General features: G+C 50.2%; 9 protein-coding genes, 1 pseudogene and 1 riboswitch. Of the genes and pseudogenes, 6 read left to right on the forward strand and 4 right to left on the reverse strand.

The window, feature by feature from the left end; genetic code table 11:
- Positions 1–121: 121 nt before the first annotated feature.
- The gene (locus tag D2E26_RS03735) at positions 122–3,817 is read right to left on the reverse strand and encodes a tetratricopeptide repeat protein (RefSeq protein WP_125963297.1); all 3,696 of its coding nucleotides are present in this window, start codon (positions 3,815–3,817) and stop codon (positions 122–124) included.
- Positions 3,818–4,057: 240 nt separating this feature from the next.
- Here D2E26_RS03735 and D2E26_RS03740 point away from each other — a divergent pair, with 240 nt between their 5' ends.
- Together D2E26_RS03740 and D2E26_RS03745 are read left to right on the forward strand one after the other, a co-directional pair.
- Positions 4,058–6,301, forward strand: a complete 2,244-nt coding sequence (locus tag D2E26_RS03740) for a glycosyltransferase (protein WP_125963298.1) — start codon at positions 4,058–4,060, stop codon at positions 6,299–6,301.
- A 566-nt stretch (positions 6,302–6,867) separates the two neighbouring features.
- Positions 6,868–7,527 (forward strand): annotated as a pseudogene (locus D2E26_RS03745) (ATP-binding cassette domain-containing protein); the annotation flags it as partial.
- A gap of 261 nt (positions 7,528–7,788) precedes the next feature.
- On the opposite strand, the gene D2E26_RS03750 reads toward D2E26_RS03745, so the two are convergent.
- Both D2E26_RS03750 and ppgK read right to left on the reverse strand, forming a co-directional pair.
- Positions 7,789–9,078 (reverse strand): pyridoxal phosphate-dependent aminotransferase, encoded by a 1,290-nt coding sequence (locus tag D2E26_RS03750; RefSeq protein WP_125963300.1) that lies wholly within the window; start codon positions 9,076–9,078, stop codon positions 7,789–7,791.
- Positions 9,079–9,218: 140 nt separating this feature from the next.
- Positions 9,219–9,995: a polyphosphate--glucose phosphotransferase gene (gene ppgK, locus D2E26_RS03755; RefSeq protein ID WP_125963301.1), complete on the reverse strand. Its 777-nt coding sequence runs from the start codon at positions 9,993–9,995 to the stop codon at positions 9,219–9,221.
- Positions 9,996–10,382: 387 nt separating this feature from the next.
- Positions 10,383–10,585: riboswitch (FMN riboswitch) on the forward strand.
- Positions 10,586–10,591: 6 nt separating this feature from the next.
- Between ppgK and D2E26_RS03760 the strand changes: the two genes are divergently transcribed.
- The 4 genes from D2E26_RS03760 (at position 10,592) to D2E26_RS03775 (ending at position 16,059) form a co-directional block, all read left to right on the forward strand.
- On the forward strand, positions 10,592–11,221 hold the full coding sequence (locus D2E26_RS03760) for an ECF transporter S component (protein WP_125963302.1): 630 nt from the start codon (positions 10,592–10,594) through the stop codon (positions 11,219–11,221).
- A gap of 101 nt (positions 11,222–11,322) precedes the next feature.
- Positions 11,323–13,809, forward strand: coding sequence for an energy-coupling factor transporter ATPase (locus D2E26_RS03765; RefSeq protein ID WP_125963417.1), 2,487 nt, complete (start codon positions 11,323–11,325; stop codon positions 13,807–13,809).
- A gap of 488 nt (positions 13,810–14,297) precedes the next feature.
- On the forward strand, positions 14,298–15,128 hold the full coding sequence (locus tag D2E26_RS03770) for an aldo/keto reductase (protein ID WP_125963303.1): 831 nt from the start codon (positions 14,298–14,300) through the stop codon (positions 15,126–15,128).
- 160 nt (positions 15,129–15,288) lie between these two features.
- Positions 15,289–16,059: a Fic family protein gene (locus tag D2E26_RS03775; protein WP_164515849.1), complete on the forward strand. Its 771-nt coding sequence runs from the start codon at positions 15,289–15,291 to the stop codon at positions 16,057–16,059.
- A 31-nt stretch (positions 16,060–16,090) separates the two neighbouring features.
- Here D2E26_RS03775 and D2E26_RS03780 read toward each other — a convergent pair whose 3' ends face one another.
- Positions 16,091–16,825, reverse strand: a complete 735-nt coding sequence (locus D2E26_RS03780) for a hypothetical protein (RefSeq protein ID WP_125963305.1) — start codon at positions 16,823–16,825, stop codon at positions 16,091–16,093.
- Between the last annotated feature and the right edge of the window lie 431 nt (positions 16,826–17,256).

A 17,256-nucleotide genomic window follows, 5' to 3' on the forward strand; every position in this document is an offset into this window, starting at 1 on the left:
TTCCCAAGCTGCTCGGGTCATTTACCCATGCGTGGGTTATTTACCCACATAAGCCTCATATAAGCGTAGCGCGTTGCATTCACACAACGCGCTACGCGGAACTGAAGTATTGAATTATTGCTCAGACCGTTAAAGAACGGATGAACTGCATTTGAATTGGCTCTGTTGTTGGTAGCAACTGGCCACGGGCCTCAGCAATGCGAGCGTGTGCAACAGCCAATGTGCGGCCCGGCACGAACATACCATGATCAACTGTGGCACGTGCTGCAGGACCAACGATGTTAGCGATTTCATCGCCTGGCCACATTGGTACGCCAGCCTTTGTCAGCACACGGGCCACATCTACAATCGACGTTGGCATTGGCATGCACTGTGCTTGCATACGTTCCACGAGTTCACGCATCTCCTCTGCACGCAAAGGATTTGCCGGCTGCAAAGCCGTGCTCAGCACATAGCAACCGATGGCGAGCTCAAATTCATCACGCATCCAAGCGGCATAGGCCAGCTGATGGTAGGCAGCCGAAGCAGCATCACGATCCAAGCTGACACGCAGGGCGTTCAATGCCACGGCCTTAACCGAGCCCCAGTCCTCCATGCGACGCATCTGCATAGCAAGGCGTAAATGACCTTGTGCAAAGGCAGGCGCATATGCAACGACTTGGTTCAGATGACGCATTGCAGCATCGGTACGACCCAGCTGGCTCAGCAGTTCCGCCTGCTCCAAGTGCATATACACGAGTGCATCTGGCACGAGCACCAAACGCTCACCTGCTGTTGCATACAGCTTGTTGTACACAACGCGTTCTGCATACGAATTGAAGTAACGCGGCACGTACTCGTTGTTTGGCAGGGTGTTCAGCGGATGCTCAGACTCAGCATCATGCTGCAGATCGGCAGTACTAGGCACTGGACCATGGAAGCGCCTGTCAAAATCAGCAATAATCTGCTCCTGCTGCTCAATGGCCTCTTCAAAACGACCAGAGAACAACATGTCACGTGTGGCGTTACGAGCCTCGTTGAGCTCATTCGTCCAATGCATTGACATGCCTTGCAGATCCTGACCATCGATTAATGCCGAAGCAATCGACGATGCCATCGTATACAGCTCAGGATCGTTAATACGATTGATCAGCTCCGATGCACGCTGTGCACGCGTTGCCGCATCAAGCGTTTCATCCTGCGACATCTGTTGGAACGTTTGCATAGCGAACGCAAGCAGATCCTCACGGTTAATAGCCAAGCCGAACGTGTCTGCGGTGCCCAGCACATCAGCCGTAGCTGCGTCGAGTTGCTTGTTATGCTCCTCTGGTGGCTGCTGTGCGCTATCTGGACCGAAGCGCTCATCCTGCAATGAGAACGGTGGCACCGTTGGCACAAAACCAACGCCAGGCTTCGTTTCCAACTTCGCATCGAACATGCGCATCGTTGTACGAGGATCAGCCAAACCGACCTCAGCCATACGCTTCAGGAAGCGCTCACGCGTGAACGTGACGCTGACGAGTGGCTGCATTGCAGGTGGACGCTGCAAACCAGACATTGGATCGTCACTATTCGACGAACCCATGAGCTGCTCGATTTGCGACTCGATGGCGTTCATTGGCTCCGACGACTTGTCATTGTTCTGCGCAGCGAACTGCTCGTTGAACATCACTTCGTCAATATCAGCGCCCTGCATAAGGCGCTCGAACTCGGAGTCCACGTCGCTCTGGTTGAGCAGATCATCGGTTTTCGACATCTGATCTTCCGACGACGTGGTGATATGCGTCTTCGATTCCGGTGCCGATGGCGTAACATGCTTGCTTGGCGTCTTCGAGTCTGGCGTCTGCTGCATGCGCTCAAACGTATTCAACGCGTCCGAAACCATGGCCTCAATGGCCGTGTTCTGCTCGCTAATAGCTTCTTCCAAACCGATCGAGTCGATACGCAAATCGACTTCTTCAATCGTTTCGTCAGCACCAAATGCGAGCGCTGCCAAGATCAGTGCAACGCGCAAGTTGTAATCGACACTGTGCTCGGCGCGTTCAGTGTCGTCGAGCGTACGCCATGCATCGCGCTTAGCATCGTATTCACTCTTCGGCATCAACGCCGGTCCGGCCTGCGTTACGGCTACACCAACGCGACCTTCCTTCAGGTTGACCCTGAATTCGGTATCGAAGCGGAATGGCAGACGCAACTTACGCTGCATAGTTGCGAGCGCACGACGGTACACCCACTCACTGCCCGCTGCTGCGCCCAGCTTCTTCATATCCAGCTTTGACGCGCTCGTCTGCTGAGTTGCGTTGTCTGCGTTAGCCGAACCTGCGTTAACTGACTCTGCGTTCTGCAGGTCTGTATGCTTCAGCTCCGTGCGTTTGAGTTCCGCATTCTTAAGTTCTGATTTCTGCTGTGCCTTCTGAGCCGCTTTCACCTTCGCAGCCTTACCCGAATCTGCCTGAGCATATTCGCAAGTCACGCGATTGGCGAGCTTAATCAGATCGTTAATTGCAAGGAATCCATCTTCGCGAAGCAGATCTACATAGGCATGCTGCATAGCGCTCAAACGACCCAAACGAGAAGGAGCACCCAATGCGAGCAATGCTGGGTTGCGGATCAGAGCCTGATCGATCATTGCTGCTTGTTCGCGAGTAACCGTGTCTTCGATTGGCTGCGAGCCCATAACATCATTGTGTTCCAGCCATGAGCTGACCAATGAGAAACGATTAATAGCGCCTTCGAACTGCAATGCCGAAAGAGCTGCATCAAACGACAAGCCCTTAGACCAGTACAGTGCATACGTATCTGACAGTGGCGAAGACACCAGACTCAGTGGTTCTGCACCATGCTCTGCTTCCAAACCATTGACTGGTTCCAGCACATCTGCTTCTTCCATCAGATCCGCGAAGAAGCGTTCCAAACCAGAAACACGCAGACCCTTAGCCTTAGCATTCATCGTGTCTTCAACCGAACGACGAGCTGCACCCAGTGGAGCTTCACGACCCAGACGACGGAAGATGTTGCCCGAGCCGAAGCCAATCAGCAAACCAAGCGTTTGCGGCACCATATAGGTTGCGAAGAATGCAATAGCAATGGCATCGCGATACTCAAGGTTCGTGCGCATTGACTGTGGCAATGGCGTACGCACCTGCTCGAGCGAATAACGATTCGAGCTCTTGAGCCACGAAGCGAGCCAGATCATACGACCATCGTTATCGCGGCCGACCATATTGCCAACAACCACAGCACGAGAAACCGGTTGCTTCGCTGACTTCTTCTTGTGCTGATTGTGCTTGCTGTCATTCGAGTCAGCGTTCTGCTCTGGAACATGCAGACCAAGTTGCTCTACTTGCTGCAGATCAATCTGCTGATCGTTATTGTGCTGCTTACCAAAATGCTTAAGCTGATGCTTCTTTGGTAGATGACTATTGAAGCGATCTGAATCTGGCATATGGCCATCATGATCTTTGACGAATGCAAACGCTGGCTCTACATCGTGCGTATCCATATATGGGTCATAACCTAGGAATACGCGACCACGAGCATCAGCTCGTGCCAACGGTATCATTCGACGATCATCAATAAAAATACCAAGCGTAAATGCAGACCCACGCTGCTTGGGAAGCTGAGCCCAACCCAGCGTCAAATTATCTGGCACACCCGGGAACGTACGGAACATACGTTTCTTGATGAACGGAGAAAGCTTAACAATGTGATTCTTGCCGTACATTTCAAGCAGGGCTTGCATACTTGGCATCGCTGCCGAAGACTTTTTGGACGCAGCCGAGGATGACGACTGCTGCGCTGCCTGACGTGCTTGCGGAGTCGTTTCGTTCCTATTCATGCTGCTCTTTGCCATATTTCCCACTCTAGTTATATAGACGACGTCACTCATTCAACCAGTGAACGTGCAGTACTATTCCTACGTTACGTCCTACGTTAAGTGCTTCGGTAAGTCCCGCGTTAATTTCTACGTTAAGCCATGCAGACGGCGCTAAGGCTTACATAACGCTATCTCAGACTGCGCAAAGTCTGTAGGCCGAATCGAACAGCACTAGACGACTGCCTTCATATAATGACTACCATGACTTCACACGAATCGACAACGCTCATCACACGCGCATGGTACCGAACCGCTTGGCTCATGGTCGTGGGTGTTGTACTCGCAGTGCTTGCCGAAATCGTGGTTTTCAATTTGCCGTATTGGCGCACTATTGGTGCGAGCACGGATTCTGACACCGCTATCACTACAACGGGCTCGGGACTCGAGCGTATGAAGAACGGCGCCGTCAAGGTGACTGATGCTCGGAAGTCATATTTTGAGGTGCATCAGGACGGTTCGAGTGAGTATCTTCGTGTGGAATCGCTGAAGCCTGATGCGAATTATTGGTCGGGCACATATGGCACTGTGCATCTGCGCGTTGAGCCGCTTGGTAACGGTTGCACGTCGTCTTATATTTCGGTCAGTCCGCTGTCGCAGCATTCGATGTACGTCAAGGTGCCGCAGTGCAATGCATCGACGGTTCGCGTTTGGATTCAAGAGCCCGCGGGTAGTAAAACGCGGTTAACAAATGTACGTGCGAACGTTACCGTGCCGTTCTCATTTGATTGGGCTCGCGTTCTGACGATGCTCATTATTTGGGCATTAATTGTGCTGTGGATTCCTGGTTCGCCACTGTGGCGGACGCAATTGAATACGCATTCATGGTGGCAGCGACTTGCTTTGCTCGCTATTTTCGGCGTCGTTATTTGGTATGCGGTCGCGCGCGTACGACATGCGCTTATGGTTGGCACAGCGCCAGCATTGAGCACGCCACATCAATACACTTTCGATTTCAATCAATATGGTTATGTTGCTGATGCCTTGCTGCATGGTCGTACTTGGCTTGACTTACCTGTGCCTGATGCATTGGCACAGAGTGCGAGCCCGCACGATATCGCAACGCGCACACAGCTGATTAAGGATGGCGTGAATCCTATTTATTGGGATTTTGCCTTCTATAACGGCCACTGGTATTCCTACTTTGGCGTTATTCCAGCAGTTCTGTTGTTCCTGCCATTCCAGCTCATTACGTCAATCTGGATTCCAGGCGGCATGATGTTGCCGGCTGCAGCAGCTGAGCCAGTGTTCATGACGCTATACACCGTGTTCGCCGTGCTGTTCGCCATGCGCCTGCTCAAGCGAGTGCGCCCTCACATCACTGTGGCCGCCGCAACGATGCTCACGGTTGCATTTATGCTCGGCTCCGACGCACTCTACTTCTGGTATCGCGTCAACTTCTATTCGATCCCGATTTCGTGTGGCTTATTCCTACTCATGCTCGGTATGTGGCTTTGGCTGGGTGCAACGAAGGACGAGAATCAAGATAAGGGTCAAGCCAAGGCTGAGGCTGAGACTGAAGTTGAAGGCAATACTAAAGCCAAAGTCGAAGCTGAAGTCCAAGCCCAGTCTAAGGCCGCTCGCTTCCCTCGCCGCGGTATCTGGAAAGTTGAGGGCGCTCAGCCGCTTTCGCTACCTCACGTTGCCGGCGGCGCACTCTGCATTGCCGCCACGTTCGGCTGCCGCCCAACATTCGCTTTGGCTGCCCTGCTCGGCATCGCCATCTTCTGGCCACAGCTCCGCGCACTCTGGGTTGCCCGTCATGTTGCCGGGTCCGGCCGCCTGCTCGCTCACATTGTGATTGCCGTATTCGTTCCCGCACTGATCGTTACGATCCCGGTACTCATGTATAACTACGTCCGATTTGGATCTCTGTTTGACTTCGGCAATGCCTATCAAATGACCGTTGCAGATATGACTACGTTCCGTTCACCTGCACAGAATATTCTGCCAACGATCTTCTACTACTTATTGCTGCCGCTGAGGTTTGAATCGCAGTTCCCATTCTTGGCACTTTCTCCTACACCGTTGCCTGCATGGTCGTATACCGAGCCATGCATCGGTGGATTGCTGTGCTTCATGCCTCTGGCAACGCTCGCATTTGTGGCGCCATTTATGCATCGTAAGATTCGTGCAACGGGACTTTCTGGCTTAATTTATGGATCGCTAACGTTGGCAGTTGTACTGCTCGTCTTCGATACGGTTGTTGGCGGGTTCTCCTGGCGATACATGGCTGACTTTGGTTGGCTGCTTATGATCGCTGCCATTTGTGTTGCTGCAATCTGGTGCCAGAAGTATCGCTTAGGACGTTGGGTTGTGTTTGTTGCGGTCATATTTGCGTTGGTGATCGCAGCACTCTCCTGCTTCACCATAGGCCGCGAAGATTCACTGATCGCCAACGAAACTGCGCTGTACCACAGCATTCAATCATGGGTTTCGCTGCTCTAAGTAGTTGACACTCGAAGCTCTAGACGTTAACGTCTTGAAGCCTCATGTGCAGACTCCTTGTAGCATCACGCGCGAATACTTTGGAAGGTCATGTATTGATAATCTGAAACCTCGTGTACGCATATCTTGAAACGTCATGTATTGGCAGTTCGAAACCTCATGTGTTAGCACTTTAGAGCTTTATATATTGATATTTTGGGGCCTCGTATGGTAATGCTTCAGAACCTTACGTATTGATGCTTTGGACCTTATGTATTGATACTTTGGAGCCTCATATGTTGATACTTCAGAAACTTACGTATTGATACCTCGAGTCCTCTCTTATTGATGCTGATGTGTGGTTTTCTTGTGTCAAACTGTTTTCAGCAAAACTCGAAACTGTTAAACGGGAACGGTTCGTGCATAGAATGGTGCGCATGAGTATGTTCTCTTCAATGTTGCACCGCCGCGAACGCAATAGCGTTACGGACGTTACGATTCATCTTGATCAGGCTGCATTGCGCTTCCCAAATGGCAATGTTGGTCTGCAGCCAACGACGGTAACGTTTGAACCAGCAGCACGTCACACAGCATTGATTGGACTGAATGGTGCTGGCAAGTCAACGCTACTCGATCTTATTGCCGGCAAGATGCAACCAACCGAAGGCTCTGTGCAAGTTACTGCACAGGACAAGAAGTGGACCACCTCGTCGAAGCGTCAGCGCAATGAGATTGCGCAGATTCTGCCACTCGTTCGTGCTGAGCAAGTTCCAGCTTCGTTTGAGCATGCAGATTCTATTCAGGATGCTCTTGAGCATGAGCTGAAGCGTCTGCATGTGCCAACCACTGAGATGCTGGCAACGATTCAGCAAGTGTTTTCACTGTTTGATTTAACACATTTGGCACGCATGCGCGTGGCAGCACTCGATGCTGAGCAGCTGCACATGTTAACGCTGGCATATGCTTGCGCAATGAATCCTGCTGTGCTTGTAGCCGATGAGCCTACTCGCGGCCTCGATGAGATCAGTTCTGCTCATGTGGCTCAGGCACTATTCCATTGCGGTAAGCCCGTGATCTTTGCAACGCACGATATTGATTTGGTGCGCAATGCTGATTATCTGATTGACCGAGTATTGGTGCTTGACGATCAGCGCATCGTCTTCGATGGTGATCCAGCAACTGCTTGCGAACACTACTCCGATGTGATTCGCAGCAAGTATGCCAAAGTCATGCACGGTTTGAGCTGAGTTACCTTATTCCAGGTAAGCTCACCTAATTCGAAACAGGCCTCCCCTACTGATAACAGGGATGCATTCCTTTCCTGAAAGTGCAGCTCCCCTGTTTGTGCATGATTCCAACTAGCTAATACATCTGGCTCATATATTTTGGCGTATAACAATGCTCCGTGGTTTGCTGATGGTAGATACCATCTCGCAAGCCACGGAGCATTTGTATAAGTCATTGACCGATCTTTAGTTGGTCACTTTTGCTCAGCCACTTTGAGTTGGTCACTCTCCTAGTAGTGCTGCGCGAACGCCGTTGAGCACGGTGGTGATGTTACGTTCGAACTGTTCTGGTTCTGGCAACAGCGATACGGCAAGATAACCATTCGACGTCATATCGAAGAAATAACCAGGCTGGCCAGTTGTTTGCTGACCGTTAATGAGCTGCAACACCAACTCATTCTCATCAATAACGCTTGGCATACGCAACAGCACATTCCAACCGCCTTCAGCACGCAGCACCTCAGTTACACCAAGATCATCTGCCTCGAGCATCTGATACAGCTTAGCAAGATTCGACTGTGTACGTTCACGGACCTTAGCGGTTTGCGATGGGATTTGCTCAATAAGCGCTGGCATAGCCTGAGCAATTAGCTGACTCATTGGCAAGAAGTCATCTGCAATCACATCAAGTCGACGCATAGCCTCATGCACATCGTCATCTGGTCCGCTGACTTCGATCCAACCGACCTTGGCATGTGGTGCAGCAAGCATCTTGGAGAAGCCATCCAATGCAAACGTCAGCACTTGTGGCTCACCAGCGAAACGACGGTTACCGTCAAATGGTTCAAGATCGTAGCCATAGAACACTTCATCAGCGATGATGGCGCATTCGAATTCTTGAGCAAGCTTAATAATGGCCTGACGTTCATCTGGCTTAATGTACGAACCCGTTGGGTTGTTTGGGTTAATGACCACAATGATCTGAACGCGTGGAGCCGGCTTTTCATCAGTTCCCTCAGATGCGTGCTCCGTATTGAATTCTTCAATTGCACGGCGCATCGCTGGAACATCAACAGTCCAAGATCCATCGAAAGCAAGCTGATACGTAATTGTATGTGCACACTCAAGATCGGCAATCGATTCAATAAGCGGGTAACCAGGTTTTGGTGCCAGCACAGCATCACCTGCATTGCACAGCAGCTTCATCAGCCATGAATACGCTTGCGAAGTGGAACTCATAACATAGAGTCGATCGGCACGGTGCTTGCGAATGTTTTCAGATGCGCCGTCGTTTGTAGACTCCGAGCCCGTCTCAGTTACTTCTTCTTGGACAGCGTTGTCAGTCGTACCGAAATCACGAGCATTGAGGAATGCTGTAAGAGCCTCTCGTACTTCTGCCTGACCGCGTGGTTCTGCGCGATACAACGTATTCAGGCATGCAGGAGCCAGACCGTGTGCTGTTGGATTGGAATCGTTCAGCTTGGTAAGAGCAATACCTTGGCTCTTTGCCTGAGCTTCAGCAACTGCAATTGGATTTGGTTCACTGGTATTAACACGAGATGAAAAACGCACGACTCTACTGTAATGCGCGGCATACCACACAGCATCGTTTCGTCATGTCGCCAGTAATGCGAAAGCCCGCCAGCCACAGAAATCAAAATAAAGAAACTTGATTTCGTGACGAGCGGGCTCGCGGAAGTTAGTATGCGAACTTACTCAGCCTTGTTCTGCTGAACCGAGGCATAGTAAGCGGCGCCGATGATGCCGGCCTCGTTGCGGAGGTTGGCGGCGACGATTGGCGTCTTGATGTCGATGTACGGCAGGAACTTCTCCGAAACGCGGCTCACGCCACCACCGACAACGAACAGCTTCGGGCTGAAGTAGAGCTCCATGAGGCTGTAGTACTTCGTCAGGCGCTTGGCCCACTTCTTGTAGCCCATGTCGAGCTGCTCGCGGACCGAGGATGCTGCGTACTTCTCAGCGTCGCCCTTGCCCTTGAGGAGCTGAATGTGGCCGAGCTCAGTGTTTGGAATGAGCACGCCGTCGTAAATCAAAGCGGTACCGATGCCGGTGCCAAGCGTCGTAGCGATGACGAGGCCTTCCTGACCCTTAGCGGCACCGAACTGCTGCTCAGCGAGACCTGCTGCGTCAGCATCGTTGACGACGGTCACAGGACGGCCGCAAGCTTCGGAAATCACTTCGGTGACATCAACGCCGACCCAAGACTGATCGAGGTTGGCCATGAAGTCGAGCTTCTCACCTGGCTTGATTGGAGCTGGGAAAGCAACACCAACAGGGACATCAGCTGGAACCTCGAAGTGCTCGAGCTGCTGACGGACGATCTCACCCACGGCCTGAGGAGTCGAATTCTCTGGGGTCGCAATCTTGAGGCGAGGCTCGGCGAATTCACCCTTTTCTAGGTTGACTGGAGCGGCCTTAATACCCGAACCGCCAATATCGACACCGAACGCCTGCGCGGTTTCAATCATGATGGACCCTTTCTTGAGAGGACATGGAGACGGTTGAAACTACTGAAATATCGGCGCCGATACTCAGTAGCTCAACACATCAAGTGTTTTGTATGGCTAGCCAAAACCTGCTGAAAAAGCGGAATGCTTACGTATGCACCACTCGCATACCAGCAATACCCCCGCATTCACAGGAATCGCTGGGTTCTAGTGTAGCAAACGTTTGCAATATCAACACCCCTGAATGCGTCCAAGTTGTGGATTTTTTATGGAATTAATTTGTTGTTACTCGACAGATATAGGTAAACCTGAATTTGCCCGAGGGGTGGAAACTACTTCGGCAAAATATAATGGCAAATAAATTAACAAACATCTTTATATGGTTCGCGAACGAACAGTGAGTGAATCAACGTGTTTCAGGGAAGGTGCAATTCCTTACTGGCGGTGAATGGCAGCCAATTATGAAGCATCATGACACGGCAAAACGTGACGTGATAGCGAAACGTGACATGACAAATAATTGAGCTGTGCACAGCCCGCGACCCGCTTTTGCGGCTGATTCGGTGAAATTCCGAAGCCAACGGTTACAGTCCGGATGGAAGAAACGGAGAACCCACATGGGTCGATCTACGCATACTTCAGGTGTGCAGAAAAAACGCACGAAAACTGCGGGAAGTTCGGCTAACTTGCCGCGTCCGGATAATGCACACTCTACGGGTGTTGGCGATACGGGACGATGGTCGTCGAAGCGCATTGCAATTTATGCTTTATTCTCAGCACTGGCAATGGCTGTCAGCTTTATTGAGATTCCGTTAATGCCTGCTGCTCCATGGCTTAAATATGATCCTTCGGGCATTGTGTGCTTGGTTTCTGGTTTTGCGTTTGGTCCTTCTGCAGCCGCAATTGTCAGTGTGATCGGATTCTTGCCTCATGTGTTTTCGAATCCACTTGGTGCTTTGATGGCAATGATTTGCGCGTTGGCACTGTCTGTGCCTGCAGCGCTCGTGTATCGTAATCATAAAACGCGTGGTCGTGCTGTGGCTGGTCTGATTATTGGATCGGTGTGCGCGCTTATTGCTGCTATCGTTTGCAATTTATTTATTACGCCGCTATATGCGCATATGACGATGATGCAAGTTGCTGCAATGATTGTGCCAATTTTATTGCCATTTAATTTAATTAAATTAGCAATCCACGATGTGGTCACGTTCCTCATTTATAAGCCCATCTCTAAGCTTGTTGGCTGATGAATACGGTGAACATGGTGAGTAATGATTCTGCTGTGACGGCGGGCAGCGCGGGTGCTGGTGCCGTGGTTGCTGGTGACGCAGGGGCTACGGGAGCCACGATGACGGGCACTACGGTGGCAGGCTCTGTGATTGCGCAGTTGCAGCATGTGCGGTTTACCTATGACGAAGGCAAGTCTTGGGCACTCGATGATATTTCATTGACTATTCATCAGGGCGAACGTATTTGCATTGTTGGCCCAAACGGTTCTGGTAAGTCAACGCTGTCTCGTGTTCTTGCTGGTCTTGTTGCACCTGATGATGGCTCGGTAACACTTATGGGGCAGGTCGTTTGCGACGACGAATCTGGAGTAAATCCTGATGCGTATCGTGCTGCACGTCGCAGTATTGGCGCTGTGTTCCAGAATCCTGAAGATCAGCTCGTTACGACTGTTGTTGAAGACGAAGTCGCATTTGGTCCAGAGAATTTAGCTGTTCCTACCGGAGAAATCGGTCATCGCATTGATAAGTCGCTCAAGATTGTGCGCATGGCCTCTTCGCGTCATAATGATCCAACGCTTATGAGTGGCGGTCAGCAGCAACGCATCAGTATTGCCGACATGTTGGCTATGGATTCGAAGGTGCTTGTGCTCGATGAGCCAACAGCCATGCTGGATCCCGATTCGCGCGCTGACGTACTTACGACACTGAATTGGTTGCAGGCTCGCGGTACCACATTGGTGATCGTGACGCATCTGCCGGAGGACCTTGCTTCAGCAACGCGTATTGTTCGACTCGAACATGGTCACGTTATTTCTGATGAACAGCAAAACGTTACTGCTCCAGATGCATCGACTGCTGCTCACGAATTAGCGGCAAAGGTCTGCTCAGAAGAAGTCCAAGAAGCAGAAGGAGTAGCAGCAGAAGAATCTCAGCTGAAAGAACATCATGAATATCATCTGATTTGTGGCGGCATTGTTGAAACCACACATGTGCACAAAGATGATGCCGCAGCTGAAGTAGGGCAAAACGAAACAGATACTGATCAGCCGATTATAAGTATGAAGAACGTTTCGTTCCGCTACCCTGGTGCTGAGAGAACACCGTTACAAGCAATCAATCTTGATATTGATGCAGGTACCAGCACTGCAATTGTTGGCGAAAATGGATCTGGTAAAACAACATTTGCCAAGCTGCTGAGCGGACTGGTGACACCTACATCTGGATCTATTACTGTTGCCGGATTACCGATTGCTACAGATTCTCATACGAAGAAACCATCGAAACGCGCTAATACAAAGAAGCTCAGGGAATTGCATCGTAAGGTTGGCTTTGTGATGCAGCATCCTGAGCAGCAGCTTTTTGCGCAAACTGTTTTTGAGGATGTTGCCTTTGGCCCGCGCAATCAGGGCTTAGACGAAAACCAGATTAAGGCTCAGGTATCGGAAACGCTGCAGCTATTAGGTATTGAGCATCTGGCTCAGCGCTCTCCTTTCGAGCTTTCAGGAGGTCAGCAGCGTCTTGCTGCCATTGCTGGCGTGCTGGCATGCAAGCCGAGTGTGCTCGTTCTGGATGAGCCAACTGCTGGACTTGATGATCAGGCATCGGCCATTATTGTGCGAGTGCTTCGCGAGCTGCAGGCACAAGGCATAACCATTCTGCTGATTACGCATAATGTTGCGCTTGCAAAGCAGGCAACTGATCACGCACTGGTGCTTGGCTGGCTTGAGGATAATCTTCATAAGCAGCTCGAACTGGTTGGTATTCCATGGGATTCCATCGGTATTCCAACGCCACCGAGCGAAAACGTTGGTGGTGCGCCATCCAGTACGAATGCGAAGTATTCCTGGGTAGCTTCACTTGATGCTCGATCCAAGATGTTGGGCTTGCTTGTACTGATGTGCACAGCATTCACGATGACCAATTGGGTTCAACTTGGTATTGGTCTTGTTGCTGCGCTGGGGCTTGTTGCAGCAGCTCGTATTACGCCTGCTCGGCTGTGGCATGCTATTCGCTGGTTTGTTGCCATGTTCATTTTTGTGGCATTGCTCAATGTACTCGTTGTGCATTCAGGTACAGTCTTGTTGCACTGGGGTCCGCTCGTTATATCGGATGAAGGCGTCAAGCTTGGTGTGCTTTATGCGCTGCGATTTACGATCGTGGTTGTGCTCGGCGCAGTACTGCTGGAAACTACTACCCCAGTTGCTATGACTGACGCATTCGAATCATTAATGAGACCATTCGCCCGGTTAGGTTGGCATGTTCAAGAAGTCGCTTTGGTTATGTCTCTTGCACTGCGCTTTCTGCCAACGCTGGCTCGAGAAACCATTGCTGTAAGGACTGCACAGGCTTGCCGAGGTGGCGCTGTTGAGTCTGGCAATCTCTTGGCACGCTTGCGAGCGCTGTTGTCAATCATTATGTCAGTCTTTGCGGCGGCTTTGCGCCATGCGGATACGCTGAGTCTTGCGCTTGATGCTCGATGCTTTGAAGAAGGCCTGCAGCGCACGCATTGGCGTGTAATGCGTATGCGTGTTCGTGACTGGGTGCTACTTGGTGGTGTTGTTGTTATTTGTGTGGCCTTGTGGCTGTGCCGAGGTTTTGCACTGTAATTGCTTGTACTTTCATCATTACTGGTGAGCAAGTAAGAGTCCTGTGCAGAGAGGTCTCCAAAAATTAGCACACTGCTAATGCTTTTGAAACCAGTAAGCGTGAATTTCGTAATCTCAACTTCGTTGTATTACTGCGCTTCCTGAGTATGCTCATCACACGCTTACGCAGAGAAGCTTTGTAGCAGTGTGTAAGTGTTCACACGGTTACGAAGCTTCTTTTTGTTGCCGTGTGTTTCTGACAATAAATAGCAGTGGAACTCTGCGGTTTCTCAGCGATTTAGAAACACGGTTACGTTGTTTTCGCTCAATATCAGTGTGCGTTTTTTACGAGAACGCTGTGAATATGACGAATAAACCGAATATTGTACAGATTTTTTCCCAGTTATTTCTCAGCACAACCTCTCACAGGGCCCAGCTGGCTCCTTTACGATGTGTATAAGAACCAACGAGCGCACAAGGCGCCCACGGTATATAGAAATGAGGAACCCGTGGCATTCGAAGAACACGTAGTCACGCTTAACAATGATGTTCAGATTCCAGAAATTGGATTTGGCGTTTTCCAGACTAAGCAAGGTGGCACCACCGTTGAAGCTGTAAAGACTGCTCTCGATTGCGGCTATCGCCACATCGATACGGCAATGATTTACGGTAACGAGCACGATGTTGCTGACGGTATTCGTAACAGTGGCCTTGATCGTTCTGATGTGTTCGTTACCACGAAACTTTGGAACGATGACATTCGTGCAGGCAAGACGAAGGAAGCTTTCGAGCGTAGCCTGAAGACGATGGAATTCGACTACGTTGACATGTACCTGATTCACTGGCCAGCTGACGGTTGGCAGCAGGCATGGGACGAAATGCAGGAGCTGTACTCCGAGGGCCGCGTTAAGGCAATCGGTGTCTGCAACTTCGAGATGGATCAGCTCGAGGAGCTACTCAAGCACTCTTCGATCAAGCCAGTTGTTAACCAGATCGAGTCTTCCCCACAGTTCCCTAACCAGGAGCTCGTAGATTACACGCACGAGCAGGGTATCGCTGTCGAAGCTTGGAGCCCACTGGGTGGTCTCAACACGAAGCTGCTGAGCAACCAGAAGCTCATCGACATTGGCATGAAGTACGGCAAGTCTTCTTCTCAGGTCATCGTTCGTTGGCACATGCAGCGCGGCGTCATCCCTCTGCCAAAGTCGACGTCCGCTTCTCACATCGCACAGAACATCGATGTCTTCGACTTCGAGCTCACGCCAGAAGAAATGCACGAAGTTTCGAACCTGTGCATCAACAAGCGCGTTGGTGTCTCTGGCCACGACTTCGACTTCTGATCAATATAAGGTTCTCGCAGTCAATACTTACTAGCTTCCTGAACCAGTAAAGATTTAATGGGTACTGCTCTACCAGAGCGGTACCCATTGCTATATTTCATGCTTACAAGCTCAATGAATAGAGCTCTTCGGGTGCAAACCATTGAGAGGAACGACAAACTTGCTATTTGCGAGTACTTACGAAGTTATTAACGGCAACGGTGACACGGCAAGTCGTTCTTTCGGTTGGACTATCAGCTTCGAATTGCAGCAAGTTGAAGGTCTCTCCCCTTCTCAATATGCACGTGAAATTGCACAACAAAATATTGCAGGCCATATCGATTACGCTCAAGCGCAACAGCGCATCGCGGAATATCACGCTAATCATCCATATGAATCCGCACACCGTCGAGCAGATCTAGTTGCTTTGCGTATTAGTGAATTCCTACAAACCCCTACCTTCGCATTTGCCCCGAAGGTACTTGCAGTTATTCATCAGTTACTATTCCAAGATGTTTTGCCTCACGACCAGCTCGGTCATTGGCGTCAAGAAGACCTTTTAGCTCCAGAACAACCACGTAGTGGAGAAGCAGAACCATCCACCAACTTCGTTCCTTCTCCTCTCATCGAACCGTCCTTAAGTTCATTATTCCGTCAAGAGAAGGAACGCCAATTTTCATACTTCCACGAAGATAAACGTGCAGTCGCACACCAGCTCTGCGTATTTATGAGCAACATCTGGCGCGTACATCCTTTCGACGAAGGCAATACGTGTGCAATCGCCACATTCATGATCACGTACTTCCGTCATCTTGGTTTTACGATTCATGCCAATGCATTCGCAGAACATAGACAATGTTTAAAGGAAGTACTCATTCAGGCAAACGCGCCCACCGATTTAGACTCCAATATCAAGTCGCTGGAAGATTTCGTAGGCACCGTACTCTTCTAAAAAGATTTATCTTCTAAGATCGTTCGGCTGTTCAACATGCAACTTCTTGACCTAACAGATATGCAATAGAACTCCGCTGCTGTAACAATATTTGGATTCGAGCAATCAGTTGTGAGATTGCCTTACTACTGCGCAAATCATCAGCAGTCACATACACGACTTCCCAGCCCAAGGCTTGCAAGCGCTTATACCGTTCAACATCCAAACGCGGATACTTTCCGCGGAAATGATGTTCACCTTGATACTCAATTGCCAAGCGTTCCTTGACATACGCCAAATCGATATACATCGTTCCTTGTGTATCAGTGACCTTATGATTCACTTCCGGCTTTGGTAGATTCCCCTCTGAGACCAGCCAGAACATCACCGCTGCCTCTTGCGGTGAATCAGTATTATCCGGCATGCATTTCAACGCTTCCAGCAATGTGCGACGGCCATGAAACTTGTGCGTTCGCAATGCATACTGGCGAATCTGCTCAACACTAGTAACTCGAAACTTTTTATCGCGACAACACAGCACGCTCGCCAGTTCTACCAACTCTCCTACATGCATAAACCGAGCCATTTGAGCCACCAATGGCTCCGGTGCCATGACATTGAGCCCCTCATAATCTACCGCCCACATTTCATGGGACCAAGAGTGATACACAACATCACCCATATGAGAGAACTTCTGTTTCTCAAGCGGCACTGTCACATGTATTTTCTCGTTGGATAGTTTCAGTGACTCTGGTGCATCAGCCCCATATAGCTTCATTGCTGTCACATGCGAGATCACTGCTCGCGATGCTGACTTTGGCAACCTAGCTTGTACATCGTTGTATGTCTGGTTGCGTCTACGTTGAACTTCTTGCCTATACATGGTTCGACATTAAACGGTCTCCACAGCAACTTTCAAATAGATCCCGTGTCGCGTTCTATTCCAAACCATGAGCAATTGCTGATATCAGCCCGCCATCGATAGCTCCTAGCAGATCCACTTCCCCATCTGCTCATCAAATTCACGTCAATTTGCTTCCCTAACATGCTCAAACTGATCTAGTCTCCAAAAATTGGCACACTGTTACGGTGTTTAATTTCCGTAAGCGTGTGTTCCAGAATCACCTAAGATTAAGAGTTCTGCGGTTTTATAATCACGATCTTCACTGCTACTACAATCCCATCCGTAACAGTGTTTTTCGATTCACACTGTTACGG

Source organism: Bifidobacterium dolichotidis (genome assembly GCF_003951975.1).
Classification (GTDB): Bacteria; Actinomycetota; Actinomycetes; order Actinomycetales; family Bifidobacteriaceae; genus Bifidobacterium; species Bifidobacterium dolichotidis.

Excerpts from the sequence above, each read along its gene's own strand:
- D2E26_RS03735 (WP_125963297.1), bottom strand. The coding sequence starts at position 3,817 with ATGAATAGGAACGAAACGACTCCGCAAGCACGTCAGGCAGCGCAGCAG.
- D2E26_RS03740 (WP_125963298.1), top strand. The coding sequence starts at position 4,058 with ATGACTTCACACGAATCGACAACGCTCATCACACGCGCATGGTACCGA.
- ppgK (WP_125963301.1), bottom strand. The coding sequence starts at position 9,995 with ATGATTGAAACCGCGCAGGCGTTCGGTGTCGATATTGGCGGTTCGGGT.
- D2E26_RS03760 (WP_125963302.1), top strand. The coding sequence starts at position 10,592 with ATGGGTCGATCTACGCATACTTCAGGTGTGCAGAAAAAACGCACGAAA.
- D2E26_RS03765 (WP_125963417.1), top strand. The coding sequence starts at position 11,323 with ATGACGGGCACTACGGTGGCAGGCTCTGTGATTGCGCAGTTGCAGCAT.